Raw genomic sequence first — 16946 nt, 5'->3', positions numbered from 1 at the left:
CCTTACTGGCCAATATGATTAGGTCATCACTCCAAATACGGCAAACTAAGGTGACACTATGAATCAGGCGAGTTCTATAGAAAGAAAAATTTTCCAATTGTTAGTGGTAGCGCTAGCGGTGATCTGTTTTGTACCCGGTGGTATCAGTGCATTTGGAGGGCTGAATGGCAGTGCAGCTCTGAGTGGTGGTGCTATGATTTTTGGCCCGGATAGCCCCTTGAGAGGATTTGGGGATAATCAATATCGATTTGCCTTTGGTGTTTTCTTTGCCCAGGGATTGGTTCTACTGTATTTCCTGAGCAATATCGAAAAACATAAAGCATTGTTTTACTTCGTGGCTTTATCCCTCTTTATTGGCGGTCTGGGCCGCTTAAGCAATATTCTGGAATTTGGATTGGTGGATGATCAGGTCTTACCCCCTACGATTATTGAGCTTGCGATAGTTCCACTTCTGGTTTTTTGGCATAGGCGAGTAGCCTCTCAAAGTTAGTCATTAGAAGCTCTTAGTTAAGCAACTAAAATTTATTTACACTTAAGAGGTTATTACTTTGTTACCAGTATTTTTACATATAGAGTCTTCACCAAACTTACAGGAATTGCAGGCTCTTCAGCAGTATAGTGGTCTGGCACCGCAATTAATGCAACAGTATGGGGGGGTGCCTATTGCTTCTTATGATGTGGAAGAGGCCCTGGACGGGGGGCGGTCACCAAGGGCATTTGTTGTGGTATCTTTTCCGGATCGGGAGGCGATCTATGCATTCTTTAATGATCCAGCCTACCAGGCTATTATTCCTTTGAGGGACAAAGCATTTGCCCATTTACGCTTTTTTATCACTAGTGAGCGAATTTAATTTAAAGGCATACTAAACCGGGAAGGTATTGTTCGAAAATTTCACCGTCCCAACGTAGACTGGCAGTAAAGGAGCCTCTCATGCAGCGATTTTTTAAAAGTATTAACTTCGTAGAGCAGCATCTATATGACAAAATTTCTGTTCACGAAATTGCTGCTGCCTCTCATTACTCCACCTACCACTTCAGCCGTATTTTTAAGGCATTAGTGGGGGACTCACCGAAAGAGTATTTGCGTAAGCGCCGATTGACCGTCGCCGCAAAGAGGTTGTTGAGTGAAGATATTGGTATTCTTGAGCTTGCCATGGAGTGCCAATTTGACTCCCAAGAAGCGTTTACTCGCGCGTTTAAAGCTTTATTTAACGTAACCCCGGCACAGTATCGAAAGCAGCAGGATCCTTTTCGGTTGTTGTATAAGGATCAATTTAGCCCTCATATGCTGCACTTCTTGCAAAATGAGTTGTCCATGGAGCCACAAATTATTTCGCGGCCAGCGATGCAATTGGTGGGGGTAGCGCAGGAATACGACCATGAAAATCTCAGCTTGCCAAAGCTCTGGTCTGCATTTCGGCCCTACAGGGATAAAATCCCCAATCGTATCAGCGATGAATCTTTTGGTATCTATGAATGTTATGAGGAAGCGGGTGATGAAATTCAGTTTAAGTATGTCTGCTGTGCGCCGGTTGCCGACCTGACTCAGGTACCCGAGGGAATGGTGGCGCGGGAACTACCGGAGCAGCTATATGCAAAATTTGTTCACCGCGGATCTATTACCACCCTGGAACAGACATTGAAGTATATTTGGGGAAGCTGGTTGCCAAAGTCCAATTACGACTATATTGAGAGGCCAGACTTTGAGCTGTACCCACCCAGATACCAGGTTACCAGCCCGACAGCGGAAATGTTTCTCCATATCCCGGTCAAAGAAAGGCCGTAATCGCTTGGCAATAGCGTAGTTTTTTCGCTACTCAATCTTTTCGGTTGCCTGACCTGCGTTGTATCGGTAATGCCCGGTAATTTTAAAGGAAAACAGCATGTCTTCCAACACGGGTCCAGCCCCGATATTGTGTGCGACCAAGTACCGGTTGGTCTTTAGAGAGCGTTTCGCAGTCACAATACCGATATGTGGTAAATTACCGGGCAGCATCCAGGTAACGATGTCCCCTGGTAGATAATTCTCTGCCTTGTCACTTATTGAGAGTGATTGCCCTTTGCGAGTAAAAAAAGCCTGTAGATTGGGTAATCGCCGGTGATCAATATTTTTATCTGGCCTGGAAAGTCCCCAAATGCGTTTAGATGGGTAGGCTTGAAAATGACCCGATATATCCTCGTGAACTTCTTTTTGCAAATCGATCCCCAGCTTCCTATATGATCGAATCACTACGTCGGTACAAACACCGGTATCAGCCGGCACATCTCCATTTGGATAGGGAATAGACACATAAGCAGGATCGTAGCGTACCTTATGATAGGTTCGCTCCAGAGCAGCTTCGGCCAAAGTTATATTTTGTGCATAACTGGCGGCAGAAATCAGGGTACCCAAAAATAGAAATATCCGTTTCACTAGGGCTCCAGTTTTTTTGAGTCTAGGCTGAAATCCTATACTATCGTTTATTTACCCTGCAACACATCAATAACTATTTTACCTTTGGCTCTTCCCTTATTTAGGTAGTCGAGTGCGGCTTGAGTTTCATGTATGGGGTAGACCCGATCAATAACCGGTTTCAAAAATCCTTTCTCAAGTAATGAAGCAAGTTCTGCGAGAGTAGTGCCACTTGGCCATGAATAGACTAGTTGGAGACGCTGCCTCATCTTTTCAATTAAGGTATATGCCCCTTTAGCTTTGACGGAGACTGATACTAATAGACCATGTTTGTTAAGAACTTTGGCAGACCTTTCTAATACTTCTCCGCCTAAAGAGTCGAGTACAAGGTCATAATCCTCGAGTAATTCCTCAAATTTTTCGGTTTTATAATTGATAACAGTATCGGCACCGAGCCGTTTGACTAATGTAAAGTTGGCATCACTGGTGGTTGTGGCTACGAAGGCGCCTATATATTTGGCAATTTGAATAGCGATAGTACCGACTCCGCCAGAGCCGGCATGAATAAGAACTTTTTGTCCTTTCTGTAACTTTCCCACTTCAACGAGAGATTGCCAGGCTGTTAAACCCACGAGAGGGAAAGCGGCACACTCATTGTTGGAAAGATTGCTGGGGCGGATAGCTGCGTCCATTGCTTTGATTGAAGTGTATTCGGCAATCGTACCTGCTTGATTTGTATCGGGGCGTGCAAATATCAGATCGCCAATTTTAAAATTTCTGACAGCGCTGCCAATTTCTACTACTTTCCCAGTAACATCGTACCCGACAATATGCGGCATTTTTACAGGCATTACATTTTGTAAAGCCCCTGATATTGCCCAGTTATCGAGGGGGTTGATACTGGCCGATTGAACCTTTACTAAAATACTATTTTAGTCCGGTGAGGGTTTAGGCATCTCTGCCATTTCGATGGGATTGCCATAAGACCTGATAATAGCGGCTAGCATATTTCACAGCTCTAAAATTAGAGGATTGAAAGCTTAAGTGTGTTGAAAGACTTACTAGTTGAGTAACTGTAAAAAAACAACAATTGAGAAAGGGGCCCGAAGGCCCCTTGTAGCAGTAAATATAGCCATAATGGCTAGCGCAAGTTACTGATACAGCGGTTATATTCGCGAATATAAATCTTACCACCTACCGCAGGGTTAGCATTTGCCATATCTGCAGCGGCATTCATACAGCCTTCTACCTGGTCTCTAGTCAGACCCCAAGTTTGGGGGCGGGGTTGTGAACCGCGGATATACATATCCCGGGGATTCTCATAGCTACGAATACGGGTGGGGGGCTGTACTCTGTAGAAATAGCGGCCCTGCTCGTTAAAGGCATAGAAATTATTACCACTTTGATAATAAGTCTTGCCGAGAATCTGCACGGGTTCAGCGTTGGATGGGAGGCGCGTCATGCGGTCATCTGCATAACTGAAACCTGCGAGAGAACACAAGAGCACCATTGAAACAAGATATCGCATAACGTCTTCTCCTTCTCCTAGTTTGGCCACAAGTCTACTCAAACTGGGGGAGTGTCCCAACGTGCGGTAATGGAAGTTTCGGTTGTTGTAAAGGTATCTTTTAAGATCTGATCGAGATAACGGCTATGAATTCAATAATTATTTTTTACATGAATAGGTAGAAATCAAAAAAATTTCCTAGATAGAGGTTTTCTTATAGTAATCGGGACCTTTATTTTGCGGAGGTATTTTTAAGAAAGCTAAATCGTGGAGATAGGAATCTGGGTTAGATTGAAATACAAGAAAAATAGATTGTTAGCTACCTTTTAAACGGCTCTGAATAAGGGAAGTTAAAGGGTGGTTTAAAAAATTACATTGTTGTTTAAAACTGTCATCGAGCCATAAAATTACTCAGGCGTGCCACAGGGGATCAAGAGACTTGTGAGGTGATCTCTAGCGATAATGGTCAATTTCAATTTATGGCCGCTTACAAATCCCTCTTCTTAGGCTTGATCAGAGCTTTTGAAATATTAGATTTACTAATTTACAAGCCGAGATTCTGCTCTTTAGAAATGGGTCGTAAGTCCTTATGCCGTGGTTGATGAATGTTCACACTCGTACCAAGTAACGAGGCTCTTGTCGCACTAATAGCCTCATAATCTGATACCATCGGCGCAAACCCCTTCGCTAGATGATTTTTTATGAAACTACTGCGTTCACTTCTATTTATTGTGCTTGCCCTAATGGTGATATCTGCCCTGGCTGCGCCGGGTTTTATTGGCCCCAAAGTAGAGGAAATTTGGAAGCAGCAGTTGGGCCGCTTGCAGGGGGGGAATTCCACGGGTTACGAACGCGGATGGTTTGGTGCTGAAACCAATACTGAGGTGGCATTGCCGGATGGCACTACCCAGCTCAATACAGAGATCCATCATGGGCCGGTTTTGCTTACGTCTAAGGGGCCGCGCCTGGGTGTGGTTTATACCGAAACCCGGCTGGAGCTGGATCAACTACAGCCTGAATTGCGCGCTCAATTGGAATCCATTTATGGCGCCTTGCAGGCGAGTCCTGTAGTTCTGGAAACCCTGGTTACCGCCGACAACCGGGTGTTGAATACCTTGCGTCTAGATCCCTTCAAAACTACCGGCCCACTCGGGGAGCTGGAGTTTGATGGTGGGGAGATTGCCGTATCTACGGATTACAGCGGTGCTGTGCTGAACGGTGTCGTGGAGCTGGGAAGCTTGCGCCAAATTCGTGAAGGTATCGAAGTACTGTTTACCGAGCCCCTTGAGGGCGAGTTTGAATATACGCCCGGCGAGGGCGGTAATGCGGAGCTGCGCTTGTCGTTGCTGAGGGCAGAGTCAGATTCCGGGCCAGTTCAATTGCGCGATGTTACCCTGGACCTGACCTTGGAAGAATTGGCGGCACAGACCCTGAAAATTATCAGTGACCTGAAGCTTCCCACGGTGGATTCGGCAACACCGATTACCTCTGTGCGCCAGCAGATGACCTTGCCGAGAATTAAGACTGCGGATCTGGGGCACTACCTGCGTGTATTGTTGCCGGCCCCTGAGCGGAATTGGGCTCGTGAAATGAGCCGCCCGCTGCGCCTGGAGCAACAGCTGGCGATTCAATCTCGCAATGGCCCTGTGTTAGTAGATGCTGATTTCGATTGGCGGGGTATGCGCAAATCCTCCCGCCGAGGTGCCAGTGAAATCGATCAGTGGCTTAAACCGCTGGTAGGTAGTATGACCGTTAGCGCTGCAGAGCAGGCGCTTTTGCAGTCCCCCCTGGTAGGGCAGGCAATGCTTCTGCGAGATTATGGCCTGCTGATCGAAGACAAGGGTGAGCTGCAAATGTATCTCAAGGTCAACCGAGGCCAGTTGGAGGTGAATGGAGAGCAGTTGCCGGCAGACCTGTTCGTGATGGCACTTACCGGCAGATTCTGATTGCTTGGGGGCCTGCTGTTGTGAAAAAAGCAGGCCTCAAATCCCTGTATCATCGCAGCTACCGGGGTCTTTTAACCCGTATTGCGCATGCCCGCTGCAATCCCTGCGATAGTGACCATCAGCGCACTTTCCAGTACCGCATCACTTTCCCGTTCGCGCAAACGTGCCATCAGCTCGGCCTGCAATAGGTGCAAAGGGTCAGTGTAGGGATCGCGCACGCGGATGGACCAGCGCATTACGGGATTGTTATCCAATAAGCTCTCCCGCCCGGTAAGCTGTTTTAGGGCCTCTACGGTGTGAGCCAGTCGCTCTCTCAAACTGACACCCAGTTGGATTAGGTCTGCATCCTGGGTGAGTCGTTCTTCGTACCAGGAGGCAACGCGGGGATCGGCCTTGGCCAGTACCATTTCTAGCATATCCACAACGCCTTGGAAAAAGGGCCATTGGCGGCTCATATCCCGCAAGATATCAGTTTCATCTGCGTGCTTGAGGGCATTCTCCAAGGCGGCGCCAGTGCCCAGCCAGGCCGGTAGCATCAGTCGTATCTGGGTCCAGGCAAACACCCACGGAATCGCCCGCAGTGATTCGACACCGCCACCGGGTTTACGCCTTGCCGGGCGGCTGCCCAGGGCCAGGCGGCTCAGCTCGGTTTCCGGGGTGACAGTGCGCAAGTAAGCCACCAGGGCTGGATCATCCTGCACGACTTCCCGATAGTTGCCGACGGAGACTTCCGTGAGCCGGTCCATCTCTACGCGCCACTCCGAACGCGGCTCTGCCGGGGGCATCAGTGTCGCCTCCAGAGTTGCGGCGACATACTGCTCCAGGTTGTAGGCGGCTACAGAGGGACGGCCGTATTTGAAGCGAATCATTTCTCCCTGTTCGGTAACGCGAATACGCCCGGCTATTGATCCCGGTGGTTGCGACAGCAGGGCCATACGAGTAGGCGAGCCGCCCCGGGATATGGAGCCGCCCCGGCCGTGAAACAGAGTTAGGGGGATACCGTGGTTGCGGAATATTCCGGTGAGAGCTTCCTGTGTGCGGTACTGGGCCCAGGCGGCGCCCAGGAAGCCAGCGTCCTTGGCGGAGTCCGAGTAGCCGATCATCACTTCCTGGCCATCTAGGACACGCTGCTTGTAGAGGGGGATATTCAGCAGGGTACTCATAGTGGTAGCTGCACCATCGAGATCGTCGAGGGTTTCAAACAGGGGAACCACTCGCATTGGCACCTGCACCCCGGCAATTTTTTGCAGCAGCATTACTGCGAGAACATCGGAAGGTGTGGTTGCCATTGAGATAACGTAGGCACCTAATCCCTCGGGACCCTGTTCGGCAATGACCTTGCAGGTCTGTAAGACCTCGCTTACCTCTTCGTCACAAAAGTCACTGCGGTAAAAGCTTTTGTCCACCAGTGGGCGGCGGCTGTCTAGCTCGGACACCAGGAACTCCTGTTTCTCCTCTTCACTCCAACTGCTGTAATTGCCCATACCCAGATAGCGGGTAATGGCATCCAGGGTGTCAGCGTGGCGGGTGGATTCCTGTCGTATATCCAAGCGCAATAAAGTGATGCCGAAGCAGTTGAGTCGCCTCAGGGTATCTTTAAGTTGGCCATCGGCGATGGCTGAGAGGCCCACAGCGCGCAAGGAGCGGTCGATCAGTCGCAGCTCGTCGGCCAGCTGCTCGCTGCTGGTAAACGCGAGGCCGGAAGGCTCTGCGCGTCGACCAATGCGGGCCTCCATTTTTTCCCGGGTTATTTTGAGACGGTCGCGAACCTGGCGCAGTACCAGGCGATAGGGCTCGTGGCTGGGGCCAGTGCGCTGTAAAAGTTCTTCGCTGGCGCGATGCATGGACAAATCTGCGAGCAGGTTTTCCACATCGCGCAGATAGAGGTCGGCGGCCATCCAGCGGGCTAGGTGCAGGACTTCCCGGGTGACGCTCGCGGTGACACTGGGGTTGCCGTCCCGGTCTCCCCCCATCCAAGAGGCAAAGTGGATGGGAACCCAATCCACCGGTAATGGGGGCAGCTTGGCCAGGGCCAATTCACTGTCTATTTCCCGCATACTTCTGGGAAGTGCCTGCCACAGGGATTGTTCAATGGTGGCAAAGCCCCACCTGGCTTCATCAACTGGGGTGGGCCTGGAGCGGCGGATCTCGTCTGTGCTCCAGGCAGAAAGGATCTGCTCTTGTAGGTGGCGACGTAAATCCTGGGATTCTTCTGGGGTCAGGTCGGGCCTGTCCAGTGTGTTGAGCAGGTCTGCGACTCGATCGTATTTGCGAATTAGGGTACGGCGTGTCACTTCGGTGGGATGAGCGGTTAGGACCAGTTCTACGGATAGCTCTTTAAGTGTTCCGTGGATTTCCTCGGGAGACTTACCCGCTTTGCTTAACTCCGCCAGTACCTGTCGCAGGCCGCGGTCAGTATCGGGATCTCCGGGAAAGCGCTGGTGCTGGCGGTGCAGTCTCTCGCGATGGCGCTGTTCGGCAATATTGGCCAGGTTTAGAAATTGGCTGAATGCCCGGGCAACTTCCAATAGGGTCGCATCATCCAGGGGGTCGAGTAGCTCTCGTAAGTGGTCGGCCTGCATAGCCCCTTTGCTGCGGCTTTCAACGGCCGCCTGACGAATATTTTCAACGGTATCAAATAGTGGCTCGCCAACTTGGTATCGTAATACTGCGCCGAGTTCTTCACCCAGCAAGCGTACATCTTCCCGCAAGGGGGCATTCTGGTCCTGGTTCACGAATCTATTTCTCCCTGTTAACAACGCGGTGAAAGTCAATCGGATGGGCATATTCGCACACTTTGTGATGAAGCATGCAATGTTGCAGCTGCAACTTTTGGCGGAAAAATAACGGGAAATATCGGTGCGTTAATGTCCAGCCAGATTGTGGCGGTTTTAAAGTGTCAACATTTCGGACAGTTTACTGAATTCGCTATATTCAGGTACAGATTCGGATTTCAGCCGATAGATCCATAGCTGCATAAGCATCATTGGATCTTTAAGCAGCAATCTATAGCGCCACAGCCACCATGCGGAGCATTGCCCACAAGAGCGATAAGTAATGGCTCAAAACCAGTTTAAGCTGCTCGGTACGCGGCGTTTTCTACCGCTGTTTGTAACCCAGGTTCTTGCAGTTTTCAGTCGTAATATGTACAAGAATGGGTTAATAGTTCTACTCGCATTCCGTATGGCTGAAGAAGAAGCTAACACGCTGATCAATATTGCCTTTAGCCTGATGATTCTGCCCTACTTCCTCTTTTCCTCCTTGGCAGGCCAAATCTCCGATAAGTTCGATAAAAGTAAGCTCATCAGAATCTACAAATTGGCCGAAATAGGCATAGGTATCGTGGGTATTATTGCTATGTTTACCCAGCATTATGCCCTGAGCATGGTGGTCTTTTTCTGCTATGGCACTTCCTCTACACTTTTCAGTGCGGCAAAATTTTCCCTGATACCCCAGCAATTAAATAGAAGTGAGCTACTCGCTGGCAATGCGTTAATCCAAATGGGGTCTTTTATTGGTACCCTGACCGGAACAATTGTCGGTACTATATTGGTCGGATTCACCCATCCCGGCCAACACGGATTGACATTTATCGCGGTCATTTTGGTATTCATGGCCGTCATTGGTTTTCTGGCAAGTTGTGCAATTCCTAAGGCCCCGCCTTTATCTCCGAAACTGCACATCAATTGGAACCCGGTGGCACACGTCGTGCGTGTCATGTACTTGGCATGGCAGACACCTCCAGTGTTTTACTCCATTTTCGCTATTTCCTGGTTCTGGCTGACAATCACCGCATTCCTTGCGCAGATTCCCAACTTTACCCGCGATACTCTTGGTGGAAATGAAGATGTTATCACTTTGTTGTTGAGCAGCCTCACTGTGGGCACTGCCTTGGGGTCGTTGCTGTGCAACTGGCTATCCCGAGGTCGTATCGAATCGGGTTTAGTGCCATTGGGTGCTATTGGCATCACTTGCGCTGGATTGGCGCTGGGTCTCCAATCCAATAGTTTTCATACACTTCCCAACGCAAACCTGACTCAATTTTTTAATCATCATGGTTCCTATTGGATCCTTCTCAATATGGCGCTCCTTGGTATTTTTGGCGGTATTTTTACTGTTCCTTTGTACGCAATGATCCAAGACCGCTCAAGTGTAAAGATCCGCTCGCAGATTATCGCGATCAGCAATATGGTCAATGCACTGTTTATGGTGGCCGCTACTCTCGTGAGTATCACTTTCCTGGATATCCTAAAGATCTCTATCCCCACATATTTCATCATTATCGCTTTACTAAACCTGATTGTGGTCACCCTGATTTTTGCCAAGCTACCAGAGTTCATCATGCGCGGGCTGCTATTGCTGCCTGCACGAATCCTCTATCGGGTCAGCCTAAAAGGATTGGATCAAATCCCCAGAGAGGGACCCGCCCTCATTATCAGTAACCACATCAGTTTTCTAGATCCAGTAATATTAGCGGACACCATCGAGCGTTATGTGCGCTTTATCGCACACCCTAAAATCTATAAGTCCCGCTTACTGCGATGTATATTGCATATGAGCGATGCTATTCCCATAGGTTTGGATCTCGATGATCCAAACAGCCGTGAACGCACTTACAAAACCATAGTGGAAAGTTTTGAAAATGGGGAATTACTCTGTATTTTTCCTGAGGGAAAAATCAGCGAAGATGGCGAGTTGCAGCCATTTCTGAAAGACCTTGAGGAAATTTTAAAGCGCAAGTCTGTTCCGGTTATTCCCATTGCCTTACATGGAGCCGGTTCCCAAGCCGAGAATTCAGTGCAGCAGTTTAAAAAGAAAAGAAAACGACGCTTATTTCCCGAAGTTCTTGTTATCGCAGGGCAACCGGTAGAAAGTATTAATACAGATTCGGAAAGCCTACAAAAACAAATGCGAGATCTTAAGGAAAATTAATAAGGAAGGAACGATAGGAACGATAGAAACGAGAATGCGTACAGAGGCTTAGTTATTCTTAGCTCAGAAAATCAATAATTCCTTTATATTACCTGAAGCCAAGTTGTATATTTAACTGACTCATACTCACGGTAGGAAGCTACGCGCGCTCCTTCTATAGCATTCTCATGAGAGAAAGTGCTTTCTAGAGTTCGCCAATTTTCTATGTCTCGATCACTCTCATCACGGTGAAGCCACTTATAAAACTCCTGGGGTGAATCGCTCAAATATCTACATAGGTACCTGACACCAATTCCCTACGGATTAAGGGCTGCCCACGCGAATCTTTCAGAAATACTTCCCACTTTTTAGGGAAGCTTCCTCCTTCTATAATTTCTTAACCTATTTTCTTAAACATTTTATCTCATTATCATCATTTTGAGATTGAGATTGAGATTGAGATTGAGATTGAGATTGAGATTGAGATTGAGATTGAGATTGAGATTGAGATTGAGATTTCGCTGTCTTTTTCATACTTATTCTACGGCTGGGCCTCTCGACCAATTTGCCTTCTCTACTTTCAGTTGATTAATGAGAACTACCACTCTAACTTTGAAATCTCTTGAGTATTCGATATACATGTTCTTCACTCTGTATTTTCACCATTTTTTTCCTACCCTATCCAAAAGGTTGGCGTCTACTCAATAGAGATAGATTTCCCACGCCCACGCCATAGCGTTGTAAATGTGGGCTACTAATCCGTTGCCGGGCGCGTACCTGTATCGCGGCTTTTGTATAAAACCTGCGAGAATGGCAATCCCTGCGACATTGGGCCCTGTTCATAGATCCATAGGACTGTGGTGGCCTGTTCGTTGCAGAGGCGGCAGACAAAGTGGAGCCCTGTGTGTGCGCACTACCGTAGAGAGTTGCAGCCAAGCCTCTATCATTGATGTGATCAGTAGCAATGAGAAGCCACACCCAAAGGTAAACCTGCGTAGAAATGGCTAATGACGGCAGTTACTTACCCGCGATAACGAAGCGGAACACAGCCAAGTGTGATAATCCCGTACTAGCCTAAATTACTTTATCGCCGTTAATTCTGAGTTTTATGACGTCAAAATTGACGCCGACAAGCACCTATATATAACAAGAGTTATAAAAAGATTAGTGAGTCAACTTTTTAAGTAATAAACAGGATGACCAACCTTCATGAAAAAGATTGTGATCATCGGTGGCGGAGCCAGCGGCCTTCATTTAGCAACTCGACTTGGACGCCATTTCAATTCTACTCGGATGTTTGGGCTTAAGCGTAAGGCCCCATCTGCTCAGATCACTTTAGTCGATAAGAATCGCACCCATATCTGGAAGCCCCTAATCTATCAGGTGGCCACTGGCACATTAGATACCAGCATGGATGCTCTTAACTACCAAATTCACGCCAGCTCTAATGGCTATGAATTCCAGCTCGGCTCACTACAATCCCTCGACAGGAAGCGCCAGATTTTGACCCTAGGGGCGGTGCTGAATGACAAAGGCTGCGAACTAATACCTCCGCGCGAGCTAGAGTACGACTATCTAGTGATCTGCGTTGGCAGCATAAGCGATGACTCCAATACACAAGGAGTGCGCGAGCACTGCATTCCTCTCGACAGCATTGAGCAGGCACACAAATTTCACAAGCAACTGCTCGATTACTTTTTATGCCTAGAAACACACCCCGATAGAACATTACAAATTGCCATTATCGGCGGTGGCTGTACTGGGGTGGAACTTTCTGCGGAGCTGATGGCTGCTAGTAGACAGGTTAGTCAATATGGGCGTATCCGAACCGGTGCCATTGACATTACATTAGTCGAGGCCGAGCCTCAGTTACTACCGGGATTACCGGCAAGATTAGGCAACAGCGCCGCGCGAGAACTATCTAAAATGGGGGTTCGTATACTTACCAACTGCCATATTAAGACTGCAAGTGCCAACAGCCTCACTACCGATGACGGCAAAGAGATCCCCGCAGCAATTCGAGCCTGGGTCACCAGGGTTAAGGCACCGGAGTTCCTCACTCAGTTGGATGGTCTCTTCACCAACCAACTCAACCAGATAGAGGTGAAAACCACCCTGCAAAGCAAAAATGACCCCCATGTCTTTGCTATAGGGGATTGTGCCAGCTGCATCGACGGTAACAAACGGCGTGTACCATCACGCGCACTCGCCGCACAACAGATGGCCAAGCTCTGTTCCACCAACCTGATCGCCCTGATAGAAAAAAAATCCCTGGGGCACTTCTATTACCGGGATCGTGGTTCGCTGGTTTCTCTTAGTACAAACACTGCTGTAGGAAACTTAAGGGGGTCTTTTGTAAGAAGAAACCTTACTCTTGAGGGCCGTATTGCCAGTTTGGCCTACCACTCCCTTTACCAAATGCACTTGGCGGCAATCCACGGCTGGCCCAAGGCCATACTGCTCTATTTACTTAGTCAAGCCAATCGAGCATTGAATCCCGGTCTTAAAATGCACTGATAAGGATAAATAAAAAACTATCACGACAAAAAGATGACTACACACCGAAGTCGCCCTGTTTAAGGTTAATCCTCACCGGGGGGCACTGAAGTAGTGACAATGCATAGGATACTGAGGCGCGAGCAGGGCAAAAGGTCTTCAGGGATCGGGGAGTTGGCTTATTAGTAATATCGACAGGAAGACAACCTCCCCATGAAAAAAATTATGATTTCTTTCTCCATACACAACTGCTTTACCTCACGTCGCAGGTATTGGTTCCTACAGCCTCTGCAGTCCTAGAAAATGAATATCCTTGCTCAGAGACTAGAGCTCAGCCCCCTTTCTTGAATTCCAGCTTGAATTTCCTTCGTGTACTTTTTGTTTTCATACTTAACCTCGCTTGACAGTTTTACTATCTTAGCGAGATACCCGGAAGGGCCGAACCTTATTTTCCTCAGGGTCTACCCAAGGGCCGGCCTGTTTTACAGCCTAAAACTGCGCGAAATTTTTAGGATATGGCAAGCTATTCGAAATAGTTTAGACAGAAAACTAAATTCAAGATAAACCAACTCTAAAATATTGTTTATGGAGAGCCATGTGATACCCCCACAAAATACAAAATCTTGTGGTCAGCGATATAACCATAACCATCTTTAAATATTGAAAGTGCATGCTTAGCAAGCTCACAATTGGCACTCCAAACAGCATCTTCAAAAACATACGTCTTGAAGCGAAATGAAGCACTTTGTGCAGTAGCCAGGACACATATGTGTGTTTCCACACCGACAATAAAAACTGTATCAACCCCTAAACTTAGTAATTCCTCTTCCAGGGAGGTACCAACAAAGCCGTTATAAACATGCTTTTCAACTACAATTACCCCCTCTTCTGCCATCTGCCAAATAGGCTCTATAATTTCCGCACCCCAAGTACCTAACTTACACGGATAGTAACACCTACCTCTATTTTCCTCGCCACGAAGAAAAGAATTAAGATATTTATGATCTGGCTTAATAACTGTCTTTAACAGAAGAATAGGAATCTCTCTCTCTTTGGCAACCCTCATACATAAAATAATATTATTAACTACCTTTTTCAGATCATCACCTTTGCGGATGATCCGCGGACTCCAATCTCTACTTGGTGACGGAGTTTCAAGCTCAATATTGCTGGAACCCTGTCGCCTACGGTCGTAATAGCCCCCCGCGCAACAAAAATCGTTTTGCATGTCGACAACAACCAGAGCCGCGCTGATATTCGTTGACAGATAATTTACCACATTGTCATCTCCATCATCAGCCATACTCAAGTCTTAGTTGTTGGGGTTATCGATGAGACAAAACTGTTATAGCAGCCCCACAGCAGTACTATCTTGTAATTCTTAAATCGTAACACTTCGGAAGGCTTTATCCAGCTATAGCCCCGTAGTCACTATACCGTTCATAAATACTGGCAACTTTTCTACATCTTAGACCTAGATCTAAGTCGTTGAAAGTTGTGTCCATGAGACGTTAGGCAATACCTGCCCATAATTCCTACCCATTTCATCTCTTAAAACTGTCCGAAGTATTGAAGTGTGAAAGTGGATTAAATATTCGAAGTGGGGAATTTATTTAAATAACTCAGAATTTTACAAGGGCCCACAATCACTCGGGCCCCAAATTGAAGGCTTACTTTTAATAGGTCGGACGTCTGTCTACCAGCATCAGCCAGCCGCGAATAACCCGATAGATTACCCACACCCAGTTAATTGCCAGAATCAGATAGCCCAGCCCCAGTACCCAAATGGTTAGGGAGCCAACAATGGTCCACAGCAGCCAAAACCAGAAGGTGCGAATCTGCCAGCGGAAATGGGACTCGGCCAGGGTTCCGCGAACATCGCTGCGCTTAAAGTAGTTGATTAATACCCCGATAAAAAATGGTACTGCGGTAAATAAGCTGATCGCCTGGATCAGGTAAACCATGATGGCCAGGTCGCGCCCGCTTTGTTCTCGGGCTTCGTGGCTGCGTTCGGGATACTGCTCTGACATAACTTGTTCTCTCTACTATTCACTCCAATATAGTGTGGTGCAAATAGTGCATTTCAACTTAGCTGCGCTGGGATGTGTTATTTGCGCGGTGGACTGCAGACGCCTCTTCCGCCCCATTGTTTCCCAGTAAGAGTACTGTGACTCGAAATCGGGCCACAGTAGGGTGGTTTATTTTAATGCCCACTCAGTGTGAACATTGCGCTCGCGCCAGGCCTTTAGTTGGCGCACAGATTCGCGCATAAGCTGTAACAGCTCTGTGCGCTGTTGGCGACAGTGTTCTCTTTCACTATCGATAGAGAGGTTTGCGGCCAGGGTACGTAAGCGAGAAGCTATTGTTTCGAGGCCGACCTCAATAGCTGAGCGAGCCAGTCTTTGTGCCTGCTGTTCTGCATCAAGCCAGTGGCGTCCAGTAATAGCGCTGGTTAATGACGTTATTTGTTTTGGCAGGGTGGCGGTACGCTCGCTGAGTAATTCGGCAAACGTATGGTGGTCCAATGTATCCCGCAGGCGAAATAGGGTATTGGTATTAAGGAGTCGAGTGGGCTTTGCTCCCTGGGGGCCTGCAATGCCCTGGCTTCGGCGAACAGCCCAGCTCAATAATTGCATCAGCTGTCGGTCGCCGATCGGGTGGGTCAATACCCCGGTAAAGCCTCTGGCCTGGTAGCGCTCCTTATCGCCAGAGCTGGCATTTTGTAACAGGGCAAAAATAGGTAGTTCAGCACCTCTCTCCCTACGGATTTCCCGCACTGCTTCAACGCCATCCATCAACGGAAGATGGGTATCTGCCAAAATAAGATCGAAGTTTTTTTGCAGTGCAGCGCTGCTCCCATCGATCCCATTGCACTCCCGCTGTACGTTATGGCCCATGGTTTCCAGGGTGGGTTGAAGGGAGTCATGCTTACTGTTTTCAACGAGTAAAACAGAGAGCCGTTTGCCGGGCGCACGATGGCTTTCAGTGGGGAGTTTTAATTCTACTGTCTCAACATTACCGCACTGATGTAAGTTCTCCAGGGATTTAAGGGCGCTGTTTAATTGTCTTTTCCCGATTTCTACCAGGGCGCGCGTATTGTTGTCTTCGCTGCGAGCTAATAAATTCAAAGTGCCGAGAAGTGTATCCAGGGGATGCTGTAAATGGTGCCGGGTTATGGTGAGGAGATCAGATTTTTCCTGGCGCAATTGTTCAAGCTCACTAAGGGCATCAGCAAGTTGTTTTTCCAGTGCGACAAATTCGCTGTTACGACTGTGTACCTGTTGGAAAAGATTGCTATTTTCCTTGCTCAAATTTTTAAGCCGAGCATTGGTATCGAGGGTTAATTGGCGTAATTTAACTTGCCTATTTATTGCAAACGCACAAATTAGCAGTACAAGTACAGCGGGTATTCCCACCCAAAAGAGCGGGACCTGACTTTTTAGTGTGGTAATAACATCGGCCTGTGCAGTACTCGATAAAAATACCGAACCCGAGACCAATAGGCCGAGGCATATGGCACGCAAGAATACGTGACGAGAGGGAATTCCCCCAGACAAAGTGGTTTCTATCATCCTTGTAACCAACGTTATTTAAATTGGACTAAATCCTGCAGTCCAAAAAGGTTTTAATACGACTTGTTGTAATGGATACCCAGGCACATCGGAGATTTTTGATACTGCAATAAGCCCGCTTT

Annotated in this window: 13 protein-coding genes; 6 read left to right on the top strand and 7 right to left on the bottom strand. The window is 47.9% G+C overall.

What is annotated here, in order from left to right:
• Nucleotides 1-58 precede the first annotated feature (58 nt).
• The 3 genes from ACJJI3_RS15060 (at nt 59) to ACJJI3_RS15050 (ending at nt 1786) form a co-directional block, all read left to right on the top strand.
• Nucleotides 59-490, top strand: a complete 432-nt coding sequence (locus ACJJI3_RS15060) for a DUF4345 domain-containing protein (protein WP_143729557.1) — start codon at nt 59-61, stop codon at nt 488-490.
• A 58-nt stretch (nt 491-548) separates the two neighbouring features.
• On the top strand, nt 549-851 hold the full coding sequence (locus ACJJI3_RS15055) for a DUF1330 domain-containing protein (protein WP_444940163.1): 303 nt from the start codon (nt 549-551) through the stop codon (nt 849-851).
• An 80-nt stretch (nt 852-931) separates the two neighbouring features.
• Entirely contained in the window at nt 932-1786 is an 855-nt protein-coding gene (locus ACJJI3_RS15050) for an AraC family transcriptional regulator (protein WP_413664174.1), read from the top strand.
• 27 nt (nt 1787-1813) lie between these two features.
• On the opposite strand, the gene ACJJI3_RS15045 is transcribed toward ACJJI3_RS15050, so the two are convergent.
• The 3 genes from ACJJI3_RS15045 to ACJJI3_RS15035 form a co-directional block, all read right to left on the bottom strand.
• On the bottom strand, nt 1814-2413 hold the full coding sequence (locus ACJJI3_RS15045) for a DUF1287 domain-containing protein (protein WP_444940162.1): 600 nt from the start codon (nt 2411-2413) through the stop codon (nt 1814-1816).
• Nucleotides 2414-2460: 47 nt separating this feature from the next.
• Nucleotides 2461-3318, bottom strand: coding sequence for an NADP-dependent oxidoreductase (locus ACJJI3_RS15040; protein ID WP_444942564.1), 858 nt, complete (start codon nt 3316-3318; stop codon nt 2461-2463).
• Nucleotides 3319-3533: 215 nt separating this feature from the next.
• On the bottom strand, nt 3534-3920 hold the full coding sequence (locus ACJJI3_RS15035; protein ID WP_444940161.1) for a hypothetical protein: 387 nt from the start codon (nt 3918-3920) through the stop codon (nt 3534-3536).
• Between the two features lie 680 nt (nt 3921-4600).
• On the opposite strand from ACJJI3_RS15035, the gene ACJJI3_RS15030 reads away from it, so the two are divergent.
• Nucleotides 4601-5845, top strand: a complete 1245-nt coding sequence (locus ACJJI3_RS15030) for a DUF945 family protein (protein WP_444940160.1) — start codon at nt 4601-4603, stop codon at nt 5843-5845.
• A 71-nt stretch (nt 5846-5916) separates the two neighbouring features.
• Here ACJJI3_RS15030 and ppc read toward each other — a convergent pair whose 3' ends face one another.
• Nucleotides 5917-8580, bottom strand: a complete 2664-nt coding sequence (ppc, locus tag ACJJI3_RS15025; protein WP_444940159.1) for a phosphoenolpyruvate carboxylase — start codon at nt 8578-8580, stop codon at nt 5917-5919.
• A 322-nt stretch (nt 8581-8902) separates the two neighbouring features.
• Here ppc and ACJJI3_RS15020 point away from each other — a divergent pair, with 322 nt between their 5' ends.
• Entirely contained in the window at nt 8903-10777 is a 1875-nt protein-coding gene (locus tag ACJJI3_RS15020; RefSeq protein WP_444918875.1) for an MFS transporter, read from the top strand.
• Nucleotides 10778-11965: 1188 nt separating this feature from the next.
• On the top strand, nt 11966-13273 hold the full coding sequence (locus ACJJI3_RS15015) for an NAD(P)/FAD-dependent oxidoreductase (RefSeq protein WP_444911998.1): 1308 nt from the start codon (nt 11966-11968) through the stop codon (nt 13271-13273).
• A 562-nt stretch (nt 13274-13835) separates the two neighbouring features.
• Here the strand turns inward: ACJJI3_RS15015 and ACJJI3_RS15010 are convergent.
• The 3 genes from ACJJI3_RS15010 to ACJJI3_RS15000 all read right to left on the bottom strand — a co-directional run bounded on the left by ACJJI3_RS15010 (nt 13836) and on the right by ACJJI3_RS15000 (nt 16824).
• Nucleotides 13836-14555 carry a cysteine hydrolase family protein gene (locus ACJJI3_RS15010; protein ID WP_413664181.1) on the bottom strand — a complete coding sequence of 240 codons (720 nt, stop codon included), beginning with the start codon at nt 14553-14555 and terminating at the stop codon, nt 13836-13838.
• Nucleotides 14556-14928: 373 nt separating this feature from the next.
• Complete coding sequence (locus ACJJI3_RS15005) at nt 14929-15282, bottom strand: DUF4870 family protein (protein ID WP_413664182.1); 354 nt, start codon at nt 15280-15282, stop codon at nt 14929-14931.
• Nucleotides 15283-15450: 168 nt separating this feature from the next.
• Nucleotides 15451-16824, bottom strand: coding sequence for a response regulator (locus ACJJI3_RS15000; RefSeq protein ID WP_444911999.1), 1374 nt, complete (start codon nt 16822-16824; stop codon nt 15451-15453).
• Nucleotides 16825-16946: the final 122 nt, after the last annotated feature.

Source organism: Microbulbifer maximicatervae (SeqCode), assembly GCF_052466985.1.
The sequence above is the reverse complement of the archived record's forward strand: the minus strand, read 5'-3'. Positions and strand labels throughout refer to the sequence as shown.

What these genes read in the sequence shown, in the direction of transcription:
- ACJJI3_RS15060 (WP_143729557.1), top strand. Translation starts at nt 59, where the DNA reads ATGAATCAGGCGAGTTCTATAGAAAGAAAAATTTTCCAATTGTTAGTG.
- ACJJI3_RS15050 (WP_413664174.1), top strand. Translation starts at nt 932, where the DNA reads ATGCAGCGATTTTTTAAAAGTATTAACTTCGTAGAGCAGCATCTATAT.
- ACJJI3_RS15035 (WP_444940161.1), bottom strand. Translation starts at nt 3,920, where the DNA reads ATGCGATATCTTGTTTCAATGGTGCTCTTGTGTTCTCTCGCAGGTTTC.
- ACJJI3_RS15030 (WP_444940160.1), top strand. Translation starts at nt 4,601, where the DNA reads ATGAAACTACTGCGTTCACTTCTATTTATTGTGCTTGCCCTAATGGTG.
- ACJJI3_RS15020 (WP_444918875.1), top strand. Translation starts at nt 8,903, where the DNA reads ATGGCTCAAAACCAGTTTAAGCTGCTCGGTACGCGGCGTTTTCTACCG.
- ACJJI3_RS15015 (WP_444911998.1), top strand. Translation starts at nt 11,966, where the DNA reads ATGAAAAAGATTGTGATCATCGGTGGCGGAGCCAGCGGCCTTCATTTA.
- ACJJI3_RS15010 (WP_413664181.1), bottom strand. Translation starts at nt 14,555, where the DNA reads ATGGCTGATGATGGAGATGACAATGTGGTAAATTATCTGTCAACGAAT.
- ACJJI3_RS15005 (WP_413664182.1), bottom strand. Translation starts at nt 15,282, where the DNA reads ATGTCAGAGCAGTATCCCGAACGCAGCCACGAAGCCCGAGAACAAAGC.
- ACJJI3_RS15000 (WP_444911999.1), bottom strand. Translation starts at nt 16,824, where the DNA reads ATGATAGAAACCACTTTGTCTGGGGGAATTCCCTCTCGTCACGTATTC.